The following is a 25,651-nucleotide window of genomic DNA, read 5'->3' as shown; positions in this document are numbered from 1 at the left end:
CTTTAAGTTTGAAATAAGAGAAAAAATAAAGACCAGCAAGGCTGGCCTTTATCGCATAATCGAGGGAAAATTATGCGTTTTTCATTTTTGCTGCCGCTTTAGCAATAGCAGCGAAGCTTTTCGCATCAAGAGACGCACCACCAACCAATGCACCATCGATATCTGGTTGTGAGAAATAGGCTTCAGCATTTTCAGGTTTCACGCTACCGCCATACTGGATGATCACTTGTTCTGCGACAGCGGCATCTTTATCCGCAATAAGAGCACGGATAGAGGCATGAATGCGTTGTGCATCATCAGCCGTTGCCGCTTTACCTGTACCGATAGCCCAGATTGGTTCATAAGCGATGATCGCGCCATTAAATGCTGCAACACCACAGGCGTCGATCACAGCATTGATTTGACGAGCACATACAGCTTCGGTTTCACCGGCTTCGTTTTGTGCCTCAGTTTCACCGATACAAAAAACAGGAGTTAAGCCATTTTCTTTGAGGAAAGCGAATTTTTTCGCAACAAATTCATCGGATTCCTTGTGGTAATCACGACGCTCAGAGTGGCCGATGATGATGTGAGAAGCACCAAAATCTTTTAGCATTGCTGGTGACATATCACCGGTAAAGGCACCGCTGTTGTGTAGGTCAGTGTTTTGTGCACCAAGAATCATCTTGTGACCGCCTTCTTTAATGAGGCGCTCAGCTAGGTCTAGGTAGAGTGCTGGTGGTGCAACCGCAACATCAACGCCAGTGACACCTTCCAATTCAGTATTAAGACCAGTTAGCAGCTCAGTAACCATAGCTTTGCTACCGTTAAGTTTCCAGTTACCCATCACTACAGGACGACGCATAGGAATATCTCCAATTTCAATTGATAAAAAAAATCGACTGGCAAAGAATATAACAGATAAAACTACGTAGATCATGATTATGGTCATGACTTTCTGGAATCCGAGGCTCTGTATGTCGGATACTAAGCAGTGACGTGTTAGACAGAATCGGTAGCCAAGGCTCTAACTTTATGCTTGATTTCGGTATAGTGAAGTAAGATAAGTAAACAAGGAATCAGTGATGCCGAATCTCGTATTGGAGTATTCCAACTCGGTCGAAGAACGAGTGAATATTCAAGGTTTATTAGAAGATTTACACCAAGTTGCCCTGCAAAGTGGCTTGTTTGAAGCCTCGTCAGTTAAATCTCGTACGCTACGTTGCCATCATTGGTTGATTGGTGAACAAGGAAACAGTGTTGATTTTATTCATCTAAACCTTGAGTTGCTGGATGGACGAACGGAAATGCAAAAAACAATTCTCGCGCAACAGCTGATCAGTGTTCTTTCGGAGCAGGCTGGTCAAGTCTATTCTTTAACCGTCAACCTGCGTGACATGGATCGTGCGTATTTTCAAAAAATAACCCATGACTAAGGCTAGGGTCTGTTTATCTTTCGCGGTTAAATTTTGTTCGAGATAAAAGTGTTTTAATCGCGGCGAGAGGTTTGTAGCCTAGTTATTCTAGGCAAAAAGTAACATCGAGCGAGTTAATGTCTTGTCACATCTGCGGTAGGTAACATAAATTATGCCATTACAATCATTACTTTTTTCTTTTCAGGGGCGAATTAGCCGCCAAACGTTTTGGGTTTGGAATGGTTGTTACTATCTATTTATCGCCGTCTTTATTGTTATCGCAAATCGCTTTTTTCCAAACTGGGCGGCCTCCCTATTACCCGTTGTGATGCTGATTATTTTGCTACCAGATCTCGCAATCACGGCAAAACGTTGGCATGACAGAGATAAATCCAGTTGGTGGCTATTACTCAACCTTCCTCTCATCTTAGGGAGAATGAGCGTACCTGTGGGGGAGGCAAGTCTGGCAACCTCACCGAGTTGGTTTGATAGCTTTCTTGCTTTTGCCGCGCTGGGCTGTGGCAGTTGGATCTTAGTTGAGTGTGGTTTTTTGATGGGCACGCAAGGTGATAACCGATTTGGGCGCGATCCGTTATCGCGCTAACGCCACTGCGTTGGACGAGGACGAAAGGGGATAATATCTGCCGGGGTACTATTGTCTACTTCACCTTCTAACACATCCCGAAATCGAACCATTTGTAACCTGAGTTCTCGCATTAAAATGACATTGGCATGGGTTGGATTTTTGCATTGGCTGAGCACACGATCAATGTGGCTTTGTTGGGCTCGTAACCTCTCTTGCATTGCTGATGATGAAGCCTCTATCAACGCATTGCATAAGTTTTGTTTCAATTGGACAAAGGCTTGAGAATCTTGTTGGGCGAGCAATACCAGTTCATCAAATGAAGGAAGTGCGGGTGAGGTGTCTGGAGGAGTCATCGGCGTTTCCTCGTTTGAGTCATGGTTTAGACATGATACGAGTATAGGTGAGATCACTCGAACGAACAAAAAAGCATCACATTTGTCTTGATATTGAGAAAGGGAGCCGCACGGGAGCGGCATTAGCTATTAATGAGGCGTGATACGATAAGCGCAGCGATGCTGACCAGCAATGATGTGCTCATGTCGTTCGATGGTACAGTCGTTGCCTAATAAGTGTTGAAAAATGTTTAATTCTGACTGACACAAAGCAGGGCAGCGCTTCGCTGCTTTACAAATAGGACAATGATTTTCAAGCAGTAAGAAGCCTGAATCTGTGTGCTCAAGTTCAGCCATGTAGCCTTCCTGCTCTCGTAAAGCAACCAAGGTGGCCAATTTACTCGCTAATGAATCACAGTTTTCTAACGCTGACTGATAATAAGCCAGTGTTTGAGCCTCTCGCTCGGCCGTTACTTTGGCTAACCCTGCTCGGCCAAATAGATGTTCGACAGCCTCAATGACTTGAATCGTTAATTCACCATGACGATCGGCAAATTGGTGATGACCTTTTTGCGTCAGTGCCCAGTGACGAGTTGGACGTCCTACTTTTACTTTTACATCATAGAAATCGAGAATCCCGTCTTTCTCTAAGCTTTGTAGATGTTGACGAGCGCCCATGGTTGTTATTCCTAGATCATTAGCGAGTTGTTTGGCTGTTACTGCCCCTTCACGTTTGATGGTGTGTAATATTCGCTCGATGGTCTTCATGGTTTTCCTCTTAATCTAGGGCCAACAGACCCTAGCAACTATTATGGATAAACCGTTTAATAAAGCAAAGAATTTACAATCTTATGGCCAAACGAAACCATCGCCTCTCAGTGAACTTCTCAATAAATTTGTTATCAAGATCACGTTTTTTTTGTGTTTCCCCCTTGGGTTATGTGTTTGGCTCCCCCACATATCACTCACAAGCTGTTTAATCAGCGTTTTATTAACCAAACGAAAATCTATTCAGGAGAGAGGACCGATGAATATTCGTCCATTACATGATCGAGTTATCGTTGAACGCCAAGAAGTTGAATCAAAATCTGCTGGTGGCATCGTTCTCACTGGTTCTGCGGCTGAGAAATCCACTCGTGGTACCGTACTTGCTGTTGGCAAAGGCCGTATTCTTGAAAACGGCACTGTATCACCTTTGGATGTAAAAGTTGGTGATACGGTAATTTTTGCTGAAGGTTACGGTACTAAGACTGAAAAAATTGACGGCAAGGAAGTACTAATCTTGTCTGAGAACGATATTTTGGCAATCGTTGAGTAATTGCTCACAGCAAACTAACCGATAAAAAATGAATTCTAGAGGAAATGCAAAATGGCTGCTAAAGACGTAAAATTTGGTAATGACGCTCGAGTAAAAATGCTGGAAGGGGTTAACGTTCTAGCGGATGCAGTAAAAGTGACATTGGGGCCTAAAGGTCGCAACGTGGTATTAGATAAATCTTTTGGTGCACCAGTGATCACCAAAGATGGTGTTTCTGTGGCTCGTGAAATTGAACTGGAAGATAAATTCCAGAACATGGGCGCACAAATGGTTAAAGAAGTCGCTTCACAAGCGAACGATGCTGCCGGTGACGGAACCACAACAGCAACGGTTTTAGCTCAATCTATTGTTAATGAAGGCCTAAAAGCAGTAGCGGCGGGCATGAATCCAATGGATCTAAAACGCGGTATTGATAAAGCTGTTGTAGCTGCAGTGGAAGAGTTAAAAACACTCTCTGTACCTTGTGCAGACACCAAAGCGATTGCTCAAGTGGGGACTATCTCTGCTAACTCTGATTCAAGTGTGGGTAACATCATTGCTGAAGCAATGGAAAAAGTAGGTCGTGATGGTGTTATTACGGTTGAAGAAGGTCAAGCATTACAAGATGAGTTAGACGTGGTTGAAGGTATGCAATTTGACCGTGGCTATCTATCACCTTACTTCATTAACAATCAAGAAGCAGGAAGTGTGGATTTAGAAAACCCATTCATCCTATTGGTTGATAAAAAAGTTTCCAACATCCGTGAACTACTACCAGTACTTGAAGGTGTAGCGAAAGCTTCTCGTCCACTACTGATCGTTGCTGAAGACGTTGAAGGCGAAGCTTTAGCGACATTAGTTGTCAATAATATGCGTGGTATCGTAAAAGTTGCCGCGGTGAAAGCCCCAGGCTTTGGTGATCGTCGTAAAGCAATGCTACAGGATATCGCTATCTTAACTGGTGGTACGGTAATTTCTGAAGAGATCGGTCTAGAGCTAGAAAAAGCTGCTCTAGAAGATCTAGGCCAAGCAAAACGCGTGACGATTACCAAAGAAAATACCACCATTATCGATGGTGCTGGCGAAGAAGAGGCGATTAAAGGTCGTGTGGCTCAGATTCGTCAACAAATCGAAGAAGCAACTTCAGACTATGATAAAGAAAAACTGCAAGAACGTGTTGCTAAACTGGCTGGCGGCGTTGCGGTTATCAAGGTCGGTGCAGCAACTGAAGTTGAAATGAAAGAGAAAAAAGATCGCGTAGAAGATGCACTGCACGCGACTCGTGCTGCTGTTGAAGAAGGCGTTGTTGCCGGTGGTGGCGTTGCCTTAATTCGTGCAGCGGCTAAAGTTGCTGGCCTTGAAGGTGACAACGAAGATCAAACCGTGGGTATCCGCTTGGCACTACGTGCAATGGAAGCGCCAATTCGTCAAATTGCCAAAAACGCCGGTGATGAAGACTCAGTGGTGGCTAACAATGTGAGAGCGGGTGACGGTAACTATGGCTATAACGCTGCAACGGGCGAATATGGCGATATGATCGACATGGGTATTTTAGATCCTACGAAAGTAACTCGTAGCGCGCTACAATTTGCAGCATCAATTGCAGGTTTGATGATCACAACAGAAGCGATGGTCACTGACCTACCAAAGAAAGATGCCCCAGCGATGCCTGACATGGGCGGAATGGGTGGCATGGGCGGCATGATGTAATGCTAGCCTAATGCGCTAATTAATAAAAACCGGAGTGTAACCTCCGGTTTTTTTATATACATTTGCATTTATATTAATACGATAAGTGTAAGCTGTTCTTTATCTCATCATCAGGGCGTCGCTGTTGGTGACTGTATTAGCGCAAGCTTTGTTAGGTCTTTTCAAGCTGATCTAACCGATAGCATACTCTTGTTACCCAAGTCATTCCGTCGTTAATGGCTCAATAAGGCCAATAAACGTTTTTAACAAAACGATAGGTCAATAAAAACGGGTTACTCTAAGTGTAAATCCAACGGTGTTTTACTGGGTCGTCCACCAATTTCACGGGTCAATTTCGGTACCAGATAGCCGGAAACTCGTTCAATTAAGCCTGCCATAATAAGTCTTGCTTCATCATCACTAACAAAAAAGTGCGCTGCGCCTTGCACCTTATCCAGCACATGCAAGTAGTAAGGTAAAATGTCAGCATCAAAGAGAGCTTCGCTTAAGGCTACCTGAGCGTCAACCGAATCATTTACCCCTTTGAGCAGCACACTTTGATTGAGTAAGGTGACATTGACGGCGCGTAAGCGCGCCATCTGTTGTTGCAGTTCGAGATTGATTTCATTGGCGTGGTTGATGTGTGTCACCAGAAGAACTTGCAAGCGGGTTTTTGCGCATAAGTCGACTAACTCATCGGTAATACGAGCTGGGATCACGACGGGTAAGCGAGAGTGAATTCTTAGGCGTTTAATGTGTGGAATAGCGGCAATCTGTTCGATGAGCCAGCTCAGTTCATGATCTTTTGCCATTAAAGGATCACCCCCAGAAAGGATCACTTCATTTAATGGCGGTTGCTGCGCAATATAATCGATACTGCGCTGCCATGTCTGCTTATTGCCTTTGTTATCTTGGTAAGGGAAATGACGCCGAAAACAGTAGCGGCAGTTAATGGCACATCCGCCTTTGACGATCAATAAGCAACGGTTGTGGTATTTATGCAGTAGACCAGGAATGGCATTGTTTTGCTCAGCTAAAGGGTCTGTTGAGTAGCCTGGATACAGCTCAAACTCTTCACTGAGCGGTAAGACTTGGCGCAGAAGGGGATCGTTGGGATTTCCTTTCTCCATCCGATGAACAAAACTAAGCGGCACTCGCTGCGCAAACATTTCACGCGCTTTGAAGCCGGCTTGCCAAGGTGTTGGGTCAATATCAAGCTGGGTCAGTAGTTGACTCGGATCGGATATCCCATTTGCTAGCTGTTGTAGCCAGTTTTGCTCAACAGATTGGACTTTTCGGGTTATTATGTGCGGCATTGAATTTAACTCGAAGAATGTAAGAGGAAATAATGGCTACTGTTAGCACGAATGAATTTAAAGGCGGTCTCAAAATTATGCTTGATAACGAGCCTTGTGTCATTCTCGAAAACGAGTTTGTTAAACCAGGTAAAGGTCAAGCATTCAACCGAGTACGAATCCGTAAATTGCTTTCTGGTAAAGTGCTCGAAAAAACCTTTAAGTCAGGTGATAGCGTAGAAGTTGCTGATGTTATCGATATCGACCTTGACTATCTATACAACGATGGTGAATTCTATCACTTTATGAACAACGAAACCTTTGAGCAAATTGCAGCAGACCTCAAAGCGGTTGGTGATAATGCCAAGTGGCTGGTTGAAAATACCACCTGTACATTGACCTTGTGGAATGGTAACCCAATTTCGGTAACACCGCCAAACTTCGTTGAATTAGAAGTCACTGAAACGGATCCCGGCTTGAAAGGCGATACACAAGGAACTGGGGGCAAACCGGCGACGTTATCAACGGGTGCTGTCGTGCGTGTGCCTCTCTTTATTGCAATTGGTGAAGTGATCAAAGTGGACACTCGTAGCAGTGAATATGTTAGCCGCGTAAAATAATTGAATGAGTGCCTAACCCTATAGGGGCTTGATAGTTCAATAGCAGAATTAAAAAGAGCCAGCGTATGCTGGCTCTTTTGCTTTCTATCCATTCAAGAGTGTTTTAAATCAGGAAGATAAACACGACTGAGAGGATCGAGATCAATGCAGCAAAAGCATAACATATAATTTTACCTGCCAGCCCAGTATGGAATTTCAGGTCGTGCATACCATGGTGCACACGATGCATCGCATGCCACATTGGTAATGCGAGAGTTGCAATGATAAACAACGCGCCAATAATACTGGTGGCAAATTCAGCGACTCGCTTATAGCTCATGGTTTCGGCATCAATAATGCCTAACGGTACAAGAATGCCCAGCACCAGAATAGTGACTGGCGTAATCATGGCAAACCAAGTGCCGCCGGCCCCAAATAGGCTCCACCATACCGGTTCATCTGAACGTTTTGGATTGGTATTAATCACAATAAGCTCCTTACACCACAATGAGAACGATCAGTGAAATAATGGCCACTGCCGCCCACTGAGTCAAAACGATGATTCTTTTATCCAGCAATTTTCCTTTGATACGAATCGGTACCACTTGTGGCATCATGCTGAAGAAGGTTTGGGCGTGGAATAAACTACCCGCGAGTGCCACAATATTAATGGCCACAACTAATGGATTAGCCATAAAGCCAAGCCAACTATTCCAAGCTTCTGGCCCTTTGACTAGAGCGCCCAAGCCTACGGTTAAAAATAACGTGAATAAAATGAGCGGAAGTACTGTTGCTTCACGCACCATATAGAAACGGTAGAAGGGGTGATCTTTCCACCAAGTACGTTTCATTTCACGGACATACGGTTTACGGTTAGTCATCCTTATGCCTCCACTTTCTTTGGTGAACCGTCAGGTTTCAACATGGCAATGACAAAGTCCATTGACGATTCTACTTTGCCTTGGTTAACCGCTGATGCCGGATCAACGTGTTTTGGACACACTTCAGAGCAATAACCGACAAAGGTACAACCCCAAGCGCCATTTTCTCCGTTGATCAGTTTCATACGTTCAGCTTTACCGTTATCACGGCTATCAAGGTTATAACGGTGCGCTAGAGTTAAGGCGGCAGGGCCAATAAACTCAGGGTTTAAGCCAAATTGAGGGCATGCGGCATAGCACAAACCACAGTTAATGCAGGCGGCAAATTGTTTATAGCGAGCCATCTGTTCTGGGGTTTGTAGGTTTGTTCCGTCTTCGGGTTTACGATCATTACCAATGATATAAGGTTTGATTGCCTCGAGACGCTCGATAAACGGTGTCATATCAACAATCAAATCTTTTTCGATCGGGAAGTTCGCCAACGGCTCAATTTTCACGCCATCTGGATAGTCGCGCAAGAAGCTCTTACACGCCAGTTTTGGCACACCGTTTACCATCATACCGCACGAGCCACAGATCGCCATTCGGCATGACCAACGGTAAGAAAGATCTTTATCCAAATGATCCTTCACGTAGCCCAGAGCATCGAGTACCGACATGGTGTCATCAAAGGGCACTTCAAACATTTGAAGATGCGGCTCGGCATCTTTTGCTGGGTCGTAGCGTAGAATTTCTACTTTCTGAATTCGATTCGCTGACATTATTTTTGCTCCTCTGCGCTTTGCTTCGCCTCTGCTGCGGCAGCTTGCTCTGCTGCTTCGCCGTACAAGCGGGCTTTAGGCTGAGATTTAGTAATCGTAACTGGGCTGTAATCGATCCTTGGTGCTTGATCTTCTTGATAGAATGCCAATGAGTGTTTCAGGAAGTTTACATCATCACGCTCAGTACACCCTTCATCAAGACGCTGGTGAGCCCCACGAGACTCTTTACGTAATAATGCTGAATGAGCCATAGCTTCCGCCACTTCTAGGCCATAGCCGACTTCGATCGCATAGAGTAGGTCAGTATTGAAGACTTTGCCTTTATCTTTAATGCTGATGCGCTTATAGCGTTCTTTTAACTCAGTCAGTTTAGCAATGGTGGTTTCCATTAAGTCTTGTTGACGGTAGATCCCACAACCCGCTTCCATGGTGTGACCCATTTCAGTGCGGATGGTGGCCCAATTTTCGTCACCTTCTTGGTTCATCAGAGCCTGAAGGCGAGCTTCTACCGCTTTGACTTGTTCTGCGATGGCTTGGTCATTCCAGCCTTTGAACGCTTCAGCACGTTGTACTGCGTGCTCACCGGCGACACGACCAAAAACGACAAATTCAGCCAATGAATTGGAGCCTAAACGGTTAGCACCGTGCAAGCCCACTGACGCACATTCACCGACCGCAAAGAGGCCTTGGATGCGAGTTTCACATTGACCATTGGTTTCGATTCCGCCCATGGTGTAGTGCACGGTTGGGCGAATTGGGATCGGCTCTTTGGCAGGGTCAACGTTCACATAAGCTTTTGCTAGCTCACAGATAAACGGTAAACGCTCTTGCAGGTATTCTTCGCCAAGATGACGCAGGTCAAGGTGTACCACATCACCTAATGGGTGTTTAATGGTGTTGCCTTTCTGTTGTTCGTGCCAGAAAGCTTGAGACACTTTGTCACGAGGACCCAGCTCCATGTATTTATTTTTAGGCTGTCCAACCGGTGTTTCCGGTCCCATGCCATAATCTTGCAGGTAACGGTAACCGTTTTTATTAACGATAATCCCACCTTCTCCACGACAACCTTCGGTCATCAAGATGCCAGTACCGGGTAGACCCGTTGGATGATACTGAACAAATTCCATATCACGTAGTGGTACACCATGGCGATAGGCCATTGCCATACCGTCACCCGTAACGATACCGCCGTTGGTGTTACAGTGATAAACACGACCCGCACCTCCGGTGGCGAGGACAACCGATTTGGCCTTAATCGTAACCAACTCGCCTTCCGCCATGTGGATAGCGATCAGGCCTTGGACTTCACCCTCGACGACCAACAAATCAACCACAAAATATTCGTCAAAGCGGTTGATTTGTGGGTACTTCATTGAAGTTTGGAATAGGGTATGTAGCATATGGAAACCCGTTTTATCGGCAGCAAACCAAGTCCGTTCGACTTTCATGCCACCAAAACGGCGTACGTTGACTTCCCCGTTGTCTTTACGACTCCAAGGGCAACCCCATTGCTCCATTTGGATCATTTCGCGTGTTGAATTCGCAACGAAATATTCTACGACATCCTGTTCACACAACCAGTCACCACCACCAACGGTATCGTTGAAGTGATTATCTAAGCTGTCTTCTTCCTTGATAACTGCTGCGGAGCCACCTTCGGCAGCGACCGTATGAGAACGCATTGGATAAACTTTGGAAATAAGCGCGACTTCCAAGTTTGGGTTTGCTTCAGCCGCTGCAATAGCAGTACGAAGACCAGCGCCACCAGCGCCGATGACTGCGATATCTGTGGTAATCGTTTGCACAGTTATCCTCCAGTGTAGTGATTATTATGGGGATCAGTTGTTGTCCCTGATTATGATTTGCAGCGTGATTCAATTCGAAGAGGGTCTTCTGTTGGCTCTCGCTACTTGTACCAAAGTGGTAGTGGCTAGTTTAGAAGAGTGAGGAAAAGAAAAAATTGATTTTGTTAGGCTTTTACTCCGGTAGTGCAAGAGCAAGCATACTTATTATCCTTTGTGTGATGCTAATCACGAAAAAAATGGGCGGGTAGGTTGGTTGGGTTTTTCTTTTTAAGCGAGTAAAATGCCTTTTCTTTGAGATGTGTAGCCAGTTTTATGAACCAGTCATCATGGATGCCTAGCGCATCAATTCACCAACTTCAGCAACGTGCTCGCTTATTGCAGCGTATCCGCCAGTTTTTTGCCGAGCGAGAGGTGTTTGAGGTTGAAACTCCAGCAATTAGCCACGCAACGGTAACCGATGTTCATTTACAAACGTTTCAAACGGAGTTTGTTGGTCCAGGTTATGCGAAAGGGAAAAAACTCTACTTAATGACCAGCCCTGAATTTCATATGAAGCGGTTGCTAGCGGCCGGTAGTGGGTCGATTTATCAATTAGGGAAGGCTTTTCGCAATGAAGAGCATGGTCGATACCATAACCCTGAATTTACTATGTTGGAGTGGTATCGAGTGGGCTTTGATCACCATGACTTAATGGCGGAGGTTGATGCGCTGTTACAAGCTATTCTTGCTACGCCTTCTGCGGAAATAATGACTTATCAACAGGTTTTTCAACGTATCTTAGGCATTTGTCCTTTGGAAAGTAGCATGACCAAACTTAAGCAAGCTGCTCAAGTTCTCGGACTAAGTGATATTGCTCAGCCAGAGCAAGATAGAGATACCTTATTGCAATTGTTGTTTAGTCTTGGTATTGAACCGCACATTGGTCAGCAGAAGCCGATTTTTGTGTACGATTTTCCGGCATCACAGGCAGCGCTAGCTAAAGTTAATCCACGCGACCCTCGTGTAGCGGATCGCTTCGAAGTTTATTTTAAGGGGCTTGAATTAGCCAATGGCTTCCATGAGCTAGATAATCCACAAGAGCAACGCATCCGTTTTGAACAGGATAATGCCAAACGTCGGATAATGGGGTTAGCTGAGCAACCGATTGATGAGCACTTTATTGCGGCATTAGCCGCGGGGTTACCGGCGTGTGCTGGGGTTGCTTTGGGGGTTGATCGTCTTATTATGCTTGCTTTAGCAGAAGATCATATCGATAAGGTCACGGCTTTTGCGTTTCCTCGAGCTTAGCACTCGCGTCAGGCGGGTAACCTCGTTATACTTCATCACTATTTTGAACCACCATTGCAAGAGCACACAATATGCAAGAGTACATACAATTTTTCCAACAAAATATGATCTTATCTCTCGCTTGGGTAGGCGTTTTGGTTGCATTAATTCTTAATATTTATAAGTCTTCAACAGCAGCTTTTAAAGAAATTAGCCCGTCTCAAGTGACTCATTTGATGAACCGTGAGAACGGTATCGTGATTGATATTCGCACTAAAGATGAGTTTAAACAGGGTCATATCACGGATGCTGTTCATATTTTACCGTCCGACATCAAAGCGGGAAATCTCGCAGGGATTGAAAAGCATAAAGCTGACCCCATTATTGTGGTATGTAAAACCGGTCATGCGGCTCGTGACGTTGCTCTTGCTCTCGTTAAAGCAGGGTTTGAGAACGTTAGCTTACTAAAAAATGGTTTAGTCGCATGGAGCGATGCTAAGTTACCTCTTGTCCGTGGCAAGAAATAGTTCTTGCCGCCAGTTCTGGTTAGGTGATCAATAAATCGGCACCTATTTGACTCGAGTTGTGATGTTTGCCACGTATTCGGTTTTTCATCTAGTGATTTGCTTCACACTCGTTTAGTCTCCTCAGGACATTAATTTTTATATCCGAATTGATCAGTATTAAGGATGAAATCATGGCTGAAGCCGCACAACAACAAGCACCACAGCAAAATTTTGCGATTCAACGCATTTTCCTAAAAGATGTTTCTTTTGAAGCACCAAATTCACCAACCATGTTCCAAAAAGAGTGGAACCCTGATGTAAAATTGGATCTTGACACTCAAAGCCGTGAACTTGGCGAAGGCGTTTATGAAGTGGTTTTACGCTTGACGGTTACTGTGAAAAATGCAGAAGAAACTGCGTTTCTATGCGAAGTGCAACAGGGCGGTATTTTCACTGCAGAACAGATGGAAGCCGGTCAATTAGCCCATTGCCTTGGCGCATTTTGTCCTAACATTTTGTTCCCTTATGCTCGTGAAACCATTTCTAGCCTAGTAGTAAAAGGAACTTTCCCGCAGCTTAACTTGGCTCCAGTTAATTTTGACGCGCTATTTATGAACTACCTACAGCAACAAGCTGCAAGTGAGACGCCAAGCGAGGCGTAATCCACTACGATTTCTTGTCTAATGTAAGGTAAAATAGAATGCACAGAGCAGCTCATTGAGCGATGCGATGTGCATTTTTTATTTTTTCTAGAATCAAATGACGATTCCCCTTTACCCTTATCGATATGCGCAGTAACCCGATATCGGTAATCACACGATGGCTATCTATCAGGTGGAAAAATGACAACTCCAACGGCAAATAATCTCAATGCAAACGCAATTAGCATGACGGTGATCGGTGCAGGCTCTTATGGAACCTCTCTTGCTATTTCTTTGGCTCGTAATGGTGCCAATATTGTACTATGGGGGCATGAACCTGAGCATATGGCCCGGCTACAAGCCGATAGAGCAAACCATGAGTTTCTTCCTGGTATTGAATTTCCCCCCAGCTTAATGGTTGAGTCAGACCTTGCTAGTGCGGTAAAAGCGAGTCGAGATCTACTCGTGGTTGTTCCCAGCCATGTATTTGGTATGGTGTTGCGTAGCTTGCAGCCACATTTGCGTGAAGATAGCCGGATTTGTTGGGCGACCAAAGGGCTAGAGCCAGAAACAGGGCGACTGTTGCAGGAAGTCGCTTATGACGTAGTGGGGCGGCATATTCCTCTCGCGGTACTTTCTGGGCCAACGTTTGCTAAAGAGTTAGCGATGGGAATGCCAACGGCGATTTCGGTTGCTTCGCCTGATGCACAATTTGTAGAAGATCTACAAGAAAAAATCCACTGTAGTAAAACCTTCCGCGTGTATGCCAACCATGATTTTATTGGGATGCAACTTGGTGGAGCGGTAAAAAATGTCATTGCTATTGGTGCCGGAATATCAGACGGGATCGGCTTTGGTGCCAATGCTCGTACCGCACTGATTACTCGAGGGTTAGCTGAAATGTCTCGCCTAGGCGCTGCATTAGGTGCACAAGCGGAAACCTTCATGGGAATGGCAGGATTGGGTGACTTAGTGCTTACTTGTACTGATAACCAATCGCGTAATCGACGTTTTGGCTTAGCGTTAGGGCAAGGTCAAGATGTTGAATCAGCGCAGCAAGATATTGGCCAAGTGGTGGAAGGCTACCGCAATACCAAAGAGGTGTGGTTGCTGGCCCAGCGCGTCGGCGTTGAGATGCCTATTGTTGAACAAATTTATCAAGTATTGTATCAAGGAAAAGCGACTCGCTTAGCGGCGCAAGATTTACTTGCACGAGATAAAAAAGCGGAGCGGTAACGGCAGATATGTCAGTCTATCCGTGACGGACGAATTTAAAGCGAAGGGTTCGGCCAAGGTTAATCATAAGCTGTGATGAAGCTTAGTAAAGGCAGAGAAAAATGAAACATTGCGCACAAGTCAAAGTTTGGCAAACCATTATTAAAGAGGCGCGAGATCAATCGGATCAAGAGCCCATGCTCGCGAGCTTTTATCATGCGACGATCATTAAGCACGACAGCTTACCTGCCGCATTAAGTTATATTTTGGCCAATAAACTCAGCACGGCCTCGATGCCTGCGATGGCCGTGCGTGAAGTGGTTGAGGAAGCCTTTTCTTCTGATCCTACGATTGCTGAATTTGCCGCTTGCGATATTTGTGCAACGGTTAATCGTGACCCAGCCGTCTCTATGTATTCTATGCCGTTACTTTATTTAAAAGGTTACCACGCATTACAGGGATATCGAGTGGCTAACTGGTTATGGAAGCAAGGGCGAATTGCCTTGGCCACGTATTTACAAAACCAGATTTCAGTCGCGTGTCAGGTGGATATTCATCCCGCGGCTAAGATCGGTCGTGGCATAATGCTTGACCATGCCACCGGTATTGTTATTGGTGAAACGGCAGTCGTTGGCAATGATGTTTCTATTTTACAAGATGTAACTTTGGGCGGGACAGGCAAAGAAAGTGGTGATCGTCATCCTAAAATTCGCGAAGGGGTAATGATTGGCGCTGGAGCGAAAATACTCGGTAATATTGAAGTTGGAGAAGGCGCTAAAATAGGTTCTTGTTCTGTGGTATTACAACCTGTTCCTGCTCATACCACTGTTGCTGGGGTTCCGGCACGAATTGTTGGGCGACCGAAAACAGATAAACCCTCGCTGGAGATGGATCAAAATTTTAATGGCCGTTCACAAACCTTTATCGGGGGAGATGGCATTTAAGTCTTTTTGTCCATTATATAAAAAAGATGATGCCTTAATGACATCATCTTTTTTTATCATGGTATTTAGGCCATATTTTCAAATTCATCAATGACTTCTTGCGCCCAACTAATCCAAGCTTGGCGAGCTAGCAGATTTCGGCGTAGGGTTAAACGTTCCAAACGTTGTTGTTTGTTCATTTTTGCTGGGTTGGCATAATAAGCCGCTTCAATGTCTTGGTAATGAGTAACCAGCTTGCGTGATTCTTCGATTAATTCATGTAGTTGATTAATATAAGGCGTGGCAGATTGCACGGAGCAAGCCATCAGCTTTGCACTAAATTCATCTCTCACGGTTGGGTGAGCGGTTGGCTGATCAAACCATTCTCCCAAAGCCACTCGACCAGTATCAGTGATAGAGTAAACTTTCCGATCGGGTTTACCTTCTTGAGGTTCTAGGACACAAGTGACCAGACCTTGTTGAGCCATTTTATTTAGCTCACGATAAACTTGCTGATGGCTTGCTTTCCAAAAATAGCCAATACTGGCTGAGAATTCTTTAGTAATATCGTATCCAGTGGCATCACGGGTACTAAGGACGGTGAGTATAACGTGTGGTAATGACATGTCTTCAATCCAAATGGTTAATAAACTGCACAAATAGACTTAACCATCTCGTGGGCTTCTTATTGGCACACTGTGACGTAAGGTATCAGTCTTTTCCCAGACATCAGTACTGGGGTTATGTCACCTTTAAAGCCGTTATCACCTAGAATTAATATGTCTTTGCATATCTGACTGCGATTTGGAGTATTTAAAAGAATATCGCAATAGCGCAGTAGTATATCTAAATAATAAGCATAAAGTGGAATAAAAAAATTATTTAACTTAAAAAGCTGATATTATTCTCAGTAAGGTAAGTAAGTTAAAATAAATGGCCACAACAAGGTGGCCATTTTTAATTTTTTAGTTTTTTATGCTGGCTTTGCTAGCCTGTGTTGCGCATCCCTGCTGCAATCCCTGCGATGGTGACCATCAAAGCTTCTTCCAATTCAGGGCCAGAGGTTTCCGATTGACGAGTTCGATAGAGTAACTCGGCTTGTAGCATATTGAGTGGCTCAATATAAATATTGCGTAATCGGATCGATTCATGTCCCCAAGGATCACTTTGCATTAGGTTTTCATTATTTTCGACGTTTAAGACAGCTTGAATATCTTTTTGTAGCTGAGCACGTAAGCGTTCACCCAATGGACGTAAAGAGAGATCCACTAAACGTTCATCGTAGTAGCGAGAAATATCAATATTACACTTGGTGTAAACCATCTCCAGCATACCTAACCGGGTTGAGAAGAAGGGCCATTCACGGCACATTTCTTCGAGTAATGCTTGGTGTCCTTTATCAATGGAGTACTGAATGGCTTCTCCAGCACCAAGCCAAGCCGGCAAGACTAATCGATTTTGACTCCATGAGAAGATCCACGGAATAGCACGTAAACTTTCTACCCCCCCTTTCGGATTGCGTTTGGCGGGGCGAGAGCCAAGCGGTAGTTTGCCAAGCTCTTGTTCTGGTGTGGCTTGGCGGAAGTATGGGACAAAGTCTGGTTCTTCGCGGACTACGGCTCGGTAGGCTTCACAAGAGACTTCAGATAGCACGTCCATGAGATCTCGCCATTCTTGTTTTGGCTCGGGTGGCGGCAGTAGGTTTGCCTCTAACACCGCACTGGCATAGAGATTAAGGCTATTAATTGCCACTTCAGGCAAACCAAGTTTAAAGCGAATCATCTCACCTTGCTCGGTTACTCGCAGCCCGCCGTGTAAGCTTTTGGGTGGCTGAGAGAGCAGAGCCGCATGAGCTGGGGCTCCACCGCGACCAATGCTACCTCCGCGACCATGGAAGAGGGTCAGCTCAACCCCTTCATCTTCTGCGACTTTCACTAATGCTTCCATGGCGCTGTATTGCGCCCAGCCAGCAGACATCACTCCCGCATCTTTTGCCGAGTCAGAATAGCCAATCATCACCATCTGATGGTTTTGAATAAAACCACGGTAAAGGTCGATGCCCATTAATTGCTTAATGACGCTTTCTGCGTTATTTAAATCGTCTAATGTTTCAAATAAAGGGCAGACGTCCATACGATAAGGGCAGCCAGATTCTTGCAATAATAAATGAACGGCTAACACATCGGAGGCGGTTCTTGCCATCGAGATGACATAAGCACCAAAGGCATCGCGCGATTGAGCCGCGATAATTTTACAGGTGTCTAATACTTCTTTTACAGGCTCTGATGGTTGCCAATCAAGAGGCAACAGTGGGCGCTTAGAGCTGAGTTCATTAACTAAGAAGGCGACTTTATCTTGTTCACTCCATTGGTCATAATCGCCAATGCCCAGATAACGGGTTAATTCAGAGAGCACATCAGAGTGGCGGGTACTTTCCTGACGAATATCAAGACGCACTAGATGAATTCCAAATGCTTTCACTCGGCGCAAAGTGTCAAGCAATGAGCCATCGGCAATGACCCCCATGCCACATTCATGTAATGAACGGTAACAAGTGTAAAGGGGATCCCAAAGTTGGCTAATGTTTTGTAGTGGTGCCTTGACCGCAAGTTTTTGACCATGGATTTTACTGTCTAAAATCGTCAACGTTTCTTGCAGTAGTGTACGTACCTCTTTGAGAACGGCACGATAAGGCTCGTGAACATCTTTCCCTGCCAATGCTCGCAATGCATCATTACATTTGACCATGGAAAGTTCACTGATCAACTCATTAATGTCCGCAAGATATAAATCAGCGGCTTTCCAACGAGACAGTAGTAACACTTCACGAGTAATGGTATGGGTCACATATGGATTGCCATCCCGGTCGCCTCCCATCCAAGATGTGAAGTGCACAGGTCGCGCATCAATAGGAAGCCCTTCACCAAGGTAGCCTTTTACGCTTTCATCTAACTCACGCAAAAACTCGGGTACCGCTTGCCATAACGAGTTCTCAACCACAGCAAACCCCCATTTCGCTTCATCAAGCGGAGTTGGGCGTTGCTTACGAATGACATCTGAATGCCAACCTTGAGCGATAAGTTGTTCTAAGCGACGCTCAGTTTTATGGCGTTCTTTCGTGGAAAGGTCGGTTAATTCTAATTCGGAGAGACATTCGTTGATCTTAACCAAATTGTTGATCATGGTTCGACGAGTAATTTCGGTCGGATGGGCGGTAAGAACCAGTTCAATATTCAGATCGCGAATCGCTTGTGCGCTCTCTGATTGACTAATGTTATGAGTGGCTAACTTTGTGAATAAGCTTTGCAGTGGATCAGGCTCATTTGAGTGCTCATCTCCATGACGAGAAATGGTATGGTATTGATCGGCAATATTGGTCAGATTGAGAAATTGATTGAATGCACGAGCAACGGGGGTTAATTGATCGTTATTGAGATTCTTAATTTCTTCAATCAGCTGTTCACGGTCAGCTTGATTACCTGCACGAGCCGATTTGGAAAGTTGTCGGATGGTCTCTACTTTCTGCAAAATAACCTCACCATCGGCATCTCGGATGGTTTGGCCCAGTAGTCGACCTAACATGCTCACATTACTTTTCAGAGCGGCGTACTTTTCGTTCATTGTCATCCTGCCTTGTAAAAAAATTACATCCAATGTTCTTGTGTTTTATTACACAATCTAGCTAAGTTTGTCCAGTAGAGTCAAACAAAGTAGACTAAGATTTCATTTATCAGTAAGGAATGAACATTGAACAATATGTAATAAAATATCGAAATTTGTTGAAATTTTCTTACGTATTGCAGCTTTGTGACGACTGGACACGCCGCTGCAATATCAATTTTAGCCATTAAAAGCAGTACTTGCGCATCGCTTGACGAAGAATGTGGATGGTGGGTTCGATAAATTCAAACGCTAAGAACTCATCTGGCTGATGCGCTTGATCGATCGAACCCGGGCCTAATACCAAGGTGGGACAGACCTGCTGTAAAAATGGGGCTTCGGTACAGTAATTCACGGTTTGAGCGGGTTGCTGACAAAGTTCACTGACGGCATGAATAAATGGATGGTCATGCGGACATTCATAACCGGGAATGGCATCATGCAGCGGCTCAATAGCAATTCGTCCCGGCCATTTTTCTTGCACCTCTTTGAGTGCGCCGCGCAGTAGGTTGTCTAATCCATCTAAACTGATGCCAGGTAGCGGTCGCACGTCGTAGTGGAGTTCACAACAGCCACAAATCCGATTAGGGCTATCGCCACCATGAATATGGCCGAGGTTTAGCGTTGGGTGGGGAATTTCAAAGCCTGGGTGATGATACGTTTTAATTAACTTATCGCGCAGTTGCATTAATGCAAACATCACCTCATACATGATCTCTATCGCGTTAACGCCCAGTGCGGGATTGGAGGAATGGCCCGATTGACCGGTAACTCGAATCGCATTAGCAACATGGCCTTTATGACCATAAACCGGGATTAAACCGGTAGGTTCACCAATAATACAGTAATCGGGATGGCAAGGCGTGTGTTGGGTAAAATGGCGCGCACCCAGCATTGTCGTTTCTTCATCACAGGTTGCTAACACATACAATGGCTTTTGTTGTTGGCTCCAATCGAGTGTTTTGACGGCTTCAAAAATAAAAGCAAAAAAACCTTTCATGTCAGCCGTTCCTAAGCCGTAAAAACGATTATTCGCTTCTGTCAGAGCGTGAGGGTTGAAGTTCCAACGCCCTTCGTCAAAAGGAACAGTATCGCTATGGCCAGACAGTAGTAACCCTCCCTCACCTTGCCCTTTTTTTCCCAGTAAGTTGTATTTACCAGGAGCAACTTCATTGATTTCAACCTGAAATCCGAGCGCCGACAACCAATCCGCCAATTTAGCGATAACTAACTCGTTACTTTGATCCCACTGAGGATCGGTGGAGCTGATCGATGAGGTTGAAATGAGACCTTCATAGACCTCAAGGAAACTGGGTAATGACATATTATCTTTGCTCCTACTATTGACAGAATAACGCTAAGAATGTAAAACACATATTAAATCACTTTTTATGAATAAAAAACCATTTAAAGCTATGTTTGTTTAAATTAATAATCATTTGCTGATGGTGTTTTTATTCTAATGTTGGACGTGTTGAGATGCTAAAAACGACAATTATCGGTGCCAGTGGTTATACCGGAGCTGAACTCGCACTGATGGTAAAAAAACATCCAAAGCTCACGCTATCAGGTTTATATGTTTCCGCCAATAGTGTTGATGCAGGAAAACCGATCAGTCAGTTACATGGCAAATTAGCGGGCTTACTTGACATGCCAGTACAGCCTCTCGTGGATGTTGCAGCTGTGGCGAAATCGTGTGATGTCGTTTTTTTAGCGACTGCTCATGAGGTGAGCCATGATCTTGCACCATTGTTTTTAGAGCAAGGCTGTCAGGTGTTTGATTTGTCAGGTGCTTATCGTGTTCAAGATGAGGGGTTCTATACACAATTTTATGGCTTTAAACATCAGCATCCTACATGGCTAGCAAAAGCGGCTTATGGCTTAGCTGAATGGCATGCTGCTGCTATTACGGAAAGTCAGCTAGTGGCAGTTGCTGGATGTTATCCGACGGCCTGCCAACTGGCGATTAAACCTTTATTGGTTGCAGGAATGGTTGATCCGTCTCAGTGGCCGGTGATTAATGCGGTGAGTGGTGTCTCCGGTGCTGGGCGCAAAGCAACCATGACGAATAGTTTTTGTGAAGTCAGTTTACAACCTTACGGTGTTTTTACTCATCGACACCAGCCGGAAATTGCCGTTCACCTAGGCTGTGAGGTGATATTTACCCCTCATTTAGGTAATTTCAAACGAGGAATTTTGGCCACGATTACCATGAAGTTGGCTCAAGGTATCAGCGAGCAGCAGGTGGCAGAAGCCTTTATCCATGCTTATCAGGATAAACCTGCAGTTCGATTACATAAGACAACCCTGCCTCGTATTCAGGATGTCGAGTTCACACCGTTTTGTGACGTCGGCTGGAAGGTTAGTGGAGAGCACATTGTGGTGGTTGCTGCGATCGATAACCTGTTGAAAGGTGCGTCGAGCCAAGCCATGCAGTGTTTAAATATTCATTATGGTTTTGATCAGTTCACTGCTCTAGTGTGAGGGAATAAACATGACGAATCAGCAAAGTCCATTGGTGGTTAAGTTAGGCGGCGCTGCGCTTTCTTGCAGTGAAACATTGAGTAAGTTATTTGGCGCTATCGCTCAGTACCAGGAGCAAGCCCAGCGGCCGATTGTTATCGTCCATGGGGGAGGCTATCTAGTGGATGAGCTGATGGCAAAGCTACAGTTAACGACCATAAAAAAAGATGGCCTACGCGTAACACCCCATGAGCAGATTTCTTTTATTGCCGGCGCGCTGGCTGGAACGGCGAATAAGATGTTGCAAGGGCAGGCGATCAAAAATGGGCTTAATGCCATTGGTTTGTGTTTAGCGGATGGCGGGTTATGTCATATAGAGCAGCTAGACCCTGAATTGGGGGCGGTAGGTCTGGCCACGCCGGGTAATCCAGCGCTACTTCAAGCGCTGTTTAACCTTGGTGGCCTGCCAATCATCAGCTCGATTGGCTTAACTAATGACGGTGAGATGATGAATGTCAATGCTGACCAAGCGGCCGTTGCCGTCGCTGGAGCATTGGATGCGGAATTAGTGTTGCTCTCCGATGTCAGTGGTGTGCTGGATGGAAAAGGACATCTGCTTACTAGCCTCGATGAGCCACAAGCGAGTGCGCTGATTACCCAGCAAGTGATTACCGATGGCATGATCGTTAAAGTGAAAGCGGCATTGAGTGCGGCCAACGATCTTGGTCGCCCGATTGAAGTCGCGAGTTGGCGATATCCTGACAAGCTGAGCAAATTGTTTGCTGGGCAAAGTATTGGAACGCGTTTCTTGCCCTGTTAGCTTTTGGCTAAGAAAAGAATTGAGTAAAGAAAGAGATTATCAATTAATGGACGTCACCCTGAGCACTAACCGCCAAGCGCAGCGCCAGGATTTGGAGAGATAAAATGAGTAAAGTACAAGTCAAAAAAGTCGTTGTTGCCTATTCTGGCGGTTTAGATACTTCAGTGATCATTCCATGGCTGAAAGAAAACTATCACTGTGATGTGGTTGCTTTTGTCGCGGATGTTGGGCAAGGCGCGGAAGAATTAGTTGGTATTGAAGAAAAAGCCATCGCCTCTGGTGCCTCAGAATGTTATGTGGTGGATCTAAAAGACGAGTTGGTCAAAGAGTATATTTATCCGACTTTGAAAACGGGCGCTTATTACGAAGGTAAATACCTGTTGGGTACTTCGATGGCTCGCCCTGTGATTGCCAAAGCACAAGTAGACGTTGCACGTAAAGTGGGGGCTGATGCTCTGGCACATGGTTGTACCGGTAAGGGTAATGACCAAGTTCGTTTTGAAGGCGCGTTTGCAGCGCTTGCCCCTGATCTCCATGTGATTGCGCCATGGCGGGAATGGGACCTTGTTAGCCGTGAAGCGTGTCTTGATTATCTTGCCGAGCGTAATATTCCTTGTGCGGCTTCTTTGACTAAAATTTATTCACGTGACGCCAATGCTTGGCACATCTCGACCGAAGGGGGAGTATTAGAAAGTACATGGAATGCACCGAATGACGATTGCTGGGTATGGACGGTGGATCCTGAGCAAGCACCCAATGAGGCTGAATATGTCACACTAAAAGTCGCAAAAGGTGAAGTGGTCGCCGTGGATGGCCAGCCACTTTCTCCCTATCAAGCTTTAGTCTGTTTGAATGAAAAAGGAGCGAAACACGGGGTTGGGCGTATTGATATCGTCGAAAACCGCTTAGTCGGAATGAAGTCTCGCGGGTGTTATGAAACTCCGGGAGGCACCATTATGATGGAAGCGCTTCGTGCCGTTGAACAATTAGTGTTAGATAAAGCCTCGTTTGAATTCCGCGAGGAACTCGGAATTAAAGCGTCACATCTGGTTTATGATGGTCGCTGGTTTACGCCGCTACGTCAGTCCGTTTTTGCCGCAGCGGAAACGCTAGCACAAGATGTCAATGGTGAGGTGGTCATTAAACTTTATAAGGGGCAAGCGATAGCAACGCAAAAACGTTCAGAAAATAGCTTATATTCGGAAGAATTTGCGACTTTTGGTGCTGATGATGTTTATGACCAAAGTCATGCCGCTGGGTTTATTCGCCTTTACTCGTTATCCAGCCGTATTAAAGCGCTCAATGCAGGAAACAAAAAAGCGTATTAACAATCAATCAGCCGCATCATGTGATAATTATGACCCGTATTGCTTTGCATGCGGGTTTTGTTTTTGTAAATAAATTCAAATTTATTTGAATAAATATGTTTTAAAAGTGAATTTTTACTTTATTTTTTGCTCCACTTACCGTAACTTTGCAAGAAGCAATCCTTGCCTGATTCAGGCTAGATAATGCAGTGGTGTAGCAAGTCAATAGTGAGCATTAGGAGAAACGCAATGGCATTGTGGGGCGGAAGGTTTACCCAAGCGGCAGATACAAGATTCAAACAGTTTAATGATTCATTGCGCTTTGACTATCGATTGGCTGAACAAGATATTGTTGGTTCCATTGCTTGGTCTAAAGCTCTGTTATCGGTTAACGTGTTGACCGAACAAGAACAACAAAAATTAGAGCTGGCATTGAATGAGTTAAAATTAGCTGTGATGGAAGATCCTCAGCAAATTTTACAATCTGATGCAGAAGATATTCACTCGTGGGTTGAGCAGCAGTTAATTAACAAAGTTGGCGATTTAGGTAAAAAGTTACATACCGGGCGTTCGCGTAATGATCAAGTCGCAACCGATTTAAAACTTTGGTGCCGTCAACAAGGGCAGCAGTTGTTGTTGACGCTTGATCGGTTACAGAGTCAGATGGTGATGGTTGCCCGGCAACATCAAGGTACCGTATTGCCTGGCTATACTCATTTACAGCGTGCTCAGCCGGTGACCTTTGCTCACTGGTGTCTCGCTTATGTTGAAATGTTTGAACGGGATTATTCACGGCTCAACGATGCGATTGAGCGTTTAGATACTTGCCCGCTCGGCTCAGGCGCATTGGCAGGTACGGCTTATGCTATTGATCGTAATAAATTAGCTTATAACTTAGGTTTTCGTCGCGCAACGCGAAATTCACTCGATTCAGTGTCAGATCGTGATCATGTGATGGAACTGATGTCGATTGCTTCTATTTCTATGTTGCACCTTTCTCGCTTAGCAGAAGACATGATTTTCTATAATTCCGGCGAATCTGGTTTTATTGAATTGGCAGATACTGTGACATCAGGCTCATCTTTAATGCCGCAAAAGAAAAACCCAGATGCATTAGAGTTGATTAGAGGAAAAACAGGCCGAGTCTATGGCGCGTTGGCTGGTATGATGATGACCGTAAAAGCATTGCCTCTTGCTTATAACAAGGACATGCAAGAGGACAAAGAAGGCCTATTTGATGCGTTGGATACTTGGAATGACTGTATGGAAATGGCAGCCTTGTGTTTTGATGGCATCAAAGTTAATGGCGAGCGCACCTTAGAAGCGGCCAAACAAGGGTACGCGAACGCGACAGAGTTAGCCGATTATTTAGTTGCCAAAGGTATCCCATTCCGTGAAGCTCATCATATCGTCGGTGTCGCAGTTGTAGGCGCGATAGTCAAAGGCTGTGCATTAGAAGAACTATCTCTGGAAGAGTTAAAAGCGTTCTCTGCGGTTATTGAAGAGGATGTATACGCAATTTTAACTATCGACTCTTGTTTAGAAAAGCGCAGTGCTTTAGGTGGGGTCGCACCTCATCAAGTCGCTTACGCTGTAGGGGCGGCAGAAAAACGGCTAGCAAAACGAGATGCGACCTCAGTTAAGGTACGCTCAGCTCGTTTGACCGATATTGAAACCTTAGAAGGCATGGTCGCTTATTGGGCCAATATGGGCGAAAATCTTCCGCGTTCACGCAATGAAATTGTTCGAGATATTGGTTCTTTTGTCGTTGCTGAACATAACGGTGAGATCACCGGATGTGCTTCATTATATGTGTATGACTCTGGATTAGCGGAAATTCGCTCGTTAGGTGTGGAGGCGGGCTGGCAAGGCCAAGGGCAGGGTTCTGCCATTGTTGAATACTTAGTAAGAAAAGCTCGGCAAATGGCAATCAAAAAAGTTTTTGTGCTCACGCGTACCCCAGAATTTTTTATGAAGTTGGATTTCATTCCTACCTCAAAAACCTTGTTGCCGGAGAAAGTCCTCAAAGATTGTGGCCAGTGTCCACGTCAGCATGCCTGCGATGAAGTGGCATTAGAAGTGAACTTAGTTGAACAGCGACTAATAAAAACAACGTGGGTATAAAAGACGTATAGATAAAAAAGATCAATAAAGATCGATTTTTTTGGGAACCATTAAGAAAAAGCTGAGTCTATAACTGTACCACTGCTT

The 25,651-nt window shown here is 45.0% G+C and carries 25 protein-coding genes; 14 read left to right on the top strand and 11 right to left on the bottom strand.

Annotation, left to right across the window (positions count from 1 at the left end; all coding sequences use genetic code 11):
• Nucleotides 1-70 precede the first annotated feature (70 nt).
• Nucleotides 71-844 (bottom strand): triose-phosphate isomerase, encoded by a 774-nt coding sequence (gene tpiA, locus CAG57_RS12245; RefSeq protein ID WP_099610525.1) that lies wholly within the window; start codon nt 842-844, stop codon nt 71-73.
• 220 nt (nt 845-1,064) lie between these two features.
• Here tpiA and CAG57_RS12240 point away from each other — a divergent pair, with 220 nt between their 5' ends.
• Together CAG57_RS12240 and CAG57_RS12235 are read left to right on the top strand one after the other, a co-directional pair.
• Nucleotides 1,065-1,415 (top strand): 5-carboxymethyl-2-hydroxymuconate Delta-isomerase, encoded by a 351-nt coding sequence (locus tag CAG57_RS12240; protein WP_099610524.1) that lies wholly within the window; start codon nt 1,065-1,067, stop codon nt 1,413-1,415.
• A gap of 151 nt (nt 1,416-1,566) precedes the next feature.
• A complete protein-coding gene (locus CAG57_RS12235; protein ID WP_099610523.1) occupies nt 1,567-1,998 on the top strand; it encodes a DUF805 domain-containing protein in 432 nt (143 codons plus the stop codon).
• Here the strand turns inward: CAG57_RS12235 and CAG57_RS12230 are convergent.
• Nucleotides 1,995-2,333: a DUF3135 domain-containing protein gene (locus tag CAG57_RS12230; protein WP_099610522.1), complete on the bottom strand. Its 339-nt coding sequence runs from the start codon at nt 2,331-2,333 to the stop codon at nt 1,995-1,997. The two genes, CAG57_RS12235 and CAG57_RS12230, sit on opposite strands and share 4 nt — an antisense overlap.
• A 129-nt stretch (nt 2,334-2,462) precedes the next feature.
• A complete protein-coding gene (locus tag CAG57_RS12225; RefSeq protein ID WP_161428388.1) occupies nt 2,463-3,080 on the bottom strand; it encodes a helix-turn-helix transcriptional regulator in 618 nt (205 codons plus the stop codon).
• 259 nt (nt 3,081-3,339) lie between these two features.
• On the opposite strand from CAG57_RS12225, the gene CAG57_RS12220 reads away from it, so the two are divergent.
• On the top strand, nt 3,340-3,630 hold the full coding sequence (locus CAG57_RS12220; RefSeq protein ID WP_099610520.1) for a co-chaperone GroES: 291 nt from the start codon (nt 3,340-3,342) through the stop codon (nt 3,628-3,630).
• Between the two features lie 51 nt (nt 3,631-3,681).
• Nucleotides 3,682-5,319 carry a chaperonin GroEL gene (gene groL, locus CAG57_RS12215; protein WP_161428389.1) on the top strand — a complete coding sequence of 546 codons (1,638 nt, stop codon included), beginning with the start codon at nt 3,682-3,684 and terminating at the stop codon, nt 5,317-5,319.
• Nucleotides 5,320-5,591: 272 nt separating this feature from the next.
• Here the strand turns inward: groL and epmB are convergent, their stop codons facing one another.
• The gene (epmB, locus tag CAG57_RS12210) at nt 5,592-6,614 is read right to left on the bottom strand and encodes an EF-P beta-lysylation protein EpmB (protein WP_099610519.1); all 1,023 of its coding nucleotides are present in this window, start codon (nt 6,612-6,614) and stop codon (nt 5,592-5,594) included.
• 32 nt (nt 6,615-6,646) lie between these two features.
• On the opposite strand from epmB, the gene efp reads away from it, so the two are divergent.
• Nucleotides 6,647-7,213: an elongation factor P gene (gene efp, locus CAG57_RS12205; RefSeq protein WP_099610518.1), complete on the top strand. Its 567-nt coding sequence runs from the start codon at nt 6,647-6,649 to the stop codon at nt 7,211-7,213.
• A gap of 103 nt (nt 7,214-7,316) precedes the next feature.
• On the opposite strand, the gene frdD is transcribed toward efp, so the two are convergent.
• The 4 genes from frdD to frdA are packed head-to-tail and all read right to left on the bottom strand — an operon-like array spanning nt 7,317 to nt 10,639.
• Nucleotides 7,317-7,679, bottom strand: a complete 363-nt coding sequence (frdD, locus tag CAG57_RS12200) for a fumarate reductase subunit FrdD (protein WP_099610517.1) — start codon at nt 7,677-7,679, stop codon at nt 7,317-7,319.
• A gap of 10 nt (nt 7,680-7,689) precedes the next feature.
• Nucleotides 7,690-8,073, bottom strand: coding sequence for a fumarate reductase subunit FrdC (gene frdC / locus CAG57_RS12195; protein WP_161428390.1), 384 nt, complete (start codon nt 8,071-8,073; stop codon nt 7,690-7,692).
• Between the two features lie 2 nt (nt 8,074-8,075).
• Nucleotides 8,076-8,834, bottom strand: a complete 759-nt coding sequence (locus tag CAG57_RS12190) for a succinate dehydrogenase/fumarate reductase iron-sulfur subunit (RefSeq protein WP_161428391.1) — start codon at nt 8,832-8,834, stop codon at nt 8,076-8,078.
• Nucleotides 8,834-10,639 (bottom strand): fumarate reductase (quinol) flavoprotein subunit, encoded by a 1,806-nt coding sequence (gene frdA, locus CAG57_RS12185; RefSeq protein WP_099610515.1) that lies wholly within the window; start codon nt 10,637-10,639, stop codon nt 8,834-8,836. Before frdA ends, CAG57_RS12190 begins: the two co-directional genes overlap by 1 nt.
• A 312-nt stretch (nt 10,640-10,951) precedes the next feature.
• On the opposite strand from frdA, the gene epmA reads away from it, so the two are divergent.
• The 5 genes from epmA (at nt 10,952) to cysE (ending at nt 15,211) form a co-directional block, all read left to right on the top strand.
• Complete coding sequence (gene epmA / locus CAG57_RS12180; RefSeq protein WP_161428392.1) at nt 10,952-11,926, top strand: elongation factor P--(R)-beta-lysine ligase; 975 nt, start codon at nt 10,952-10,954, stop codon at nt 11,924-11,926.
• Between the two features lie 71 nt (nt 11,927-11,997).
• Nucleotides 11,998-12,432, top strand: coding sequence for a rhodanese-like domain-containing protein (locus CAG57_RS12175; protein ID WP_099610513.1), 435 nt, complete (start codon nt 11,998-12,000; stop codon nt 12,430-12,432).
• A 170-nt stretch (nt 12,433-12,602) separates the two neighbouring features.
• Entirely contained in the window at nt 12,603-13,073 is a 471-nt protein-coding gene (gene secB, locus CAG57_RS12170) for a protein-export chaperone SecB (protein WP_099610512.1), read from the top strand.
• A 180-nt stretch (nt 13,074-13,253) separates the two neighbouring features.
• Nucleotides 13,254-14,288, top strand: a complete 1,035-nt coding sequence (gene gpsA / locus CAG57_RS12165) for an NAD(P)H-dependent glycerol-3-phosphate dehydrogenase (RefSeq protein ID WP_099610511.1) — start codon at nt 13,254-13,256, stop codon at nt 14,286-14,288.
• A gap of 101 nt (nt 14,289-14,389) precedes the next feature.
• The gene (gene cysE / locus CAG57_RS12160) at nt 14,390-15,211 is read left to right on the top strand and encodes a serine O-acetyltransferase (protein ID WP_099610510.1); all 822 of its coding nucleotides are present in this window, start codon (nt 14,390-14,392) and stop codon (nt 15,209-15,211) included.
• A gap of 65 nt (nt 15,212-15,276) precedes the next feature.
• On the opposite strand, the gene CAG57_RS12155 is transcribed toward cysE, so the two are convergent.
• The 3 genes from CAG57_RS12155 to argE all read right to left on the bottom strand — a co-directional run bounded on the left by CAG57_RS12155 (nt 15,277) and on the right by argE (nt 20,174).
• Nucleotides 15,277-15,816 carry a PadR family transcriptional regulator gene (locus CAG57_RS12155; RefSeq protein WP_161434098.1) on the bottom strand — a complete coding sequence of 180 codons (540 nt, stop codon included), beginning with the start codon at nt 15,814-15,816 and terminating at the stop codon, nt 15,277-15,279.
• A gap of 361 nt (nt 15,817-16,177) precedes the next feature.
• A complete protein-coding gene (ppc, locus tag CAG57_RS12150; protein WP_099610508.1) occupies nt 16,178-18,811 on the bottom strand; it encodes a phosphoenolpyruvate carboxylase in 2,634 nt (877 codons plus the stop codon).
• A gap of 226 nt (nt 18,812-19,037) precedes the next feature.
• Nucleotides 19,038-20,174, bottom strand: coding sequence for an acetylornithine deacetylase (gene argE / locus CAG57_RS12145; RefSeq protein ID WP_099610507.1), 1,137 nt, complete (start codon nt 20,172-20,174; stop codon nt 19,038-19,040).
• 155 nt (nt 20,175-20,329) lie between these two features.
• On the opposite strand from argE, the gene argC reads away from it, so the two are divergent.
• The 4 genes from argC (at nt 20,330) to argH (ending at nt 25,564) form a co-directional block, all read left to right on the top strand.
• Nucleotides 20,330-21,334 carry an N-acetyl-gamma-glutamyl-phosphate reductase gene (gene argC, locus CAG57_RS12140; RefSeq protein ID WP_161427385.1) on the top strand — a complete coding sequence of 335 codons (1,005 nt, stop codon included), beginning with the start codon at nt 20,330-20,332 and terminating at the stop codon, nt 21,332-21,334.
• A gap of 10 nt (nt 21,335-21,344) precedes the next feature.
• Nucleotides 21,345-22,133, top strand: coding sequence for an acetylglutamate kinase (gene argB / locus CAG57_RS12135; protein WP_161427384.1), 789 nt, complete (start codon nt 21,345-21,347; stop codon nt 22,131-22,133).
• A gap of 104 nt (nt 22,134-22,237) precedes the next feature.
• A complete protein-coding gene (locus CAG57_RS12130) occupies nt 22,238-23,461 on the top strand; it encodes an argininosuccinate synthase (RefSeq protein ID WP_099610504.1) in 1,224 nt (407 codons plus the stop codon).
• 228 nt (nt 23,462-23,689) lie between these two features.
• Nucleotides 23,690-25,564: an argininosuccinate lyase gene (argH, locus tag CAG57_RS12125; protein ID WP_161427383.1), complete on the top strand. Its 1,875-nt coding sequence runs from the start codon at nt 23,690-23,692 to the stop codon at nt 25,562-25,564.
• The last annotated feature ends 87 nt before the right edge of the window (nt 25,565-25,651 follow it).

Origin of the sequence: Vibrio sp. V30_P3S12P165, assembly GCF_009904905.1 — a bacterium.
GTDB classification, from domain to species: Bacteria; Pseudomonadota; Gammaproteobacteria; order Enterobacterales; family Vibrionaceae; genus Vibrio; species Vibrio fujianensis.
Note: the sequence above shows the minus strand (reverse complement) of the source record. Positions and strands in the feature narration are given on the sequence as shown.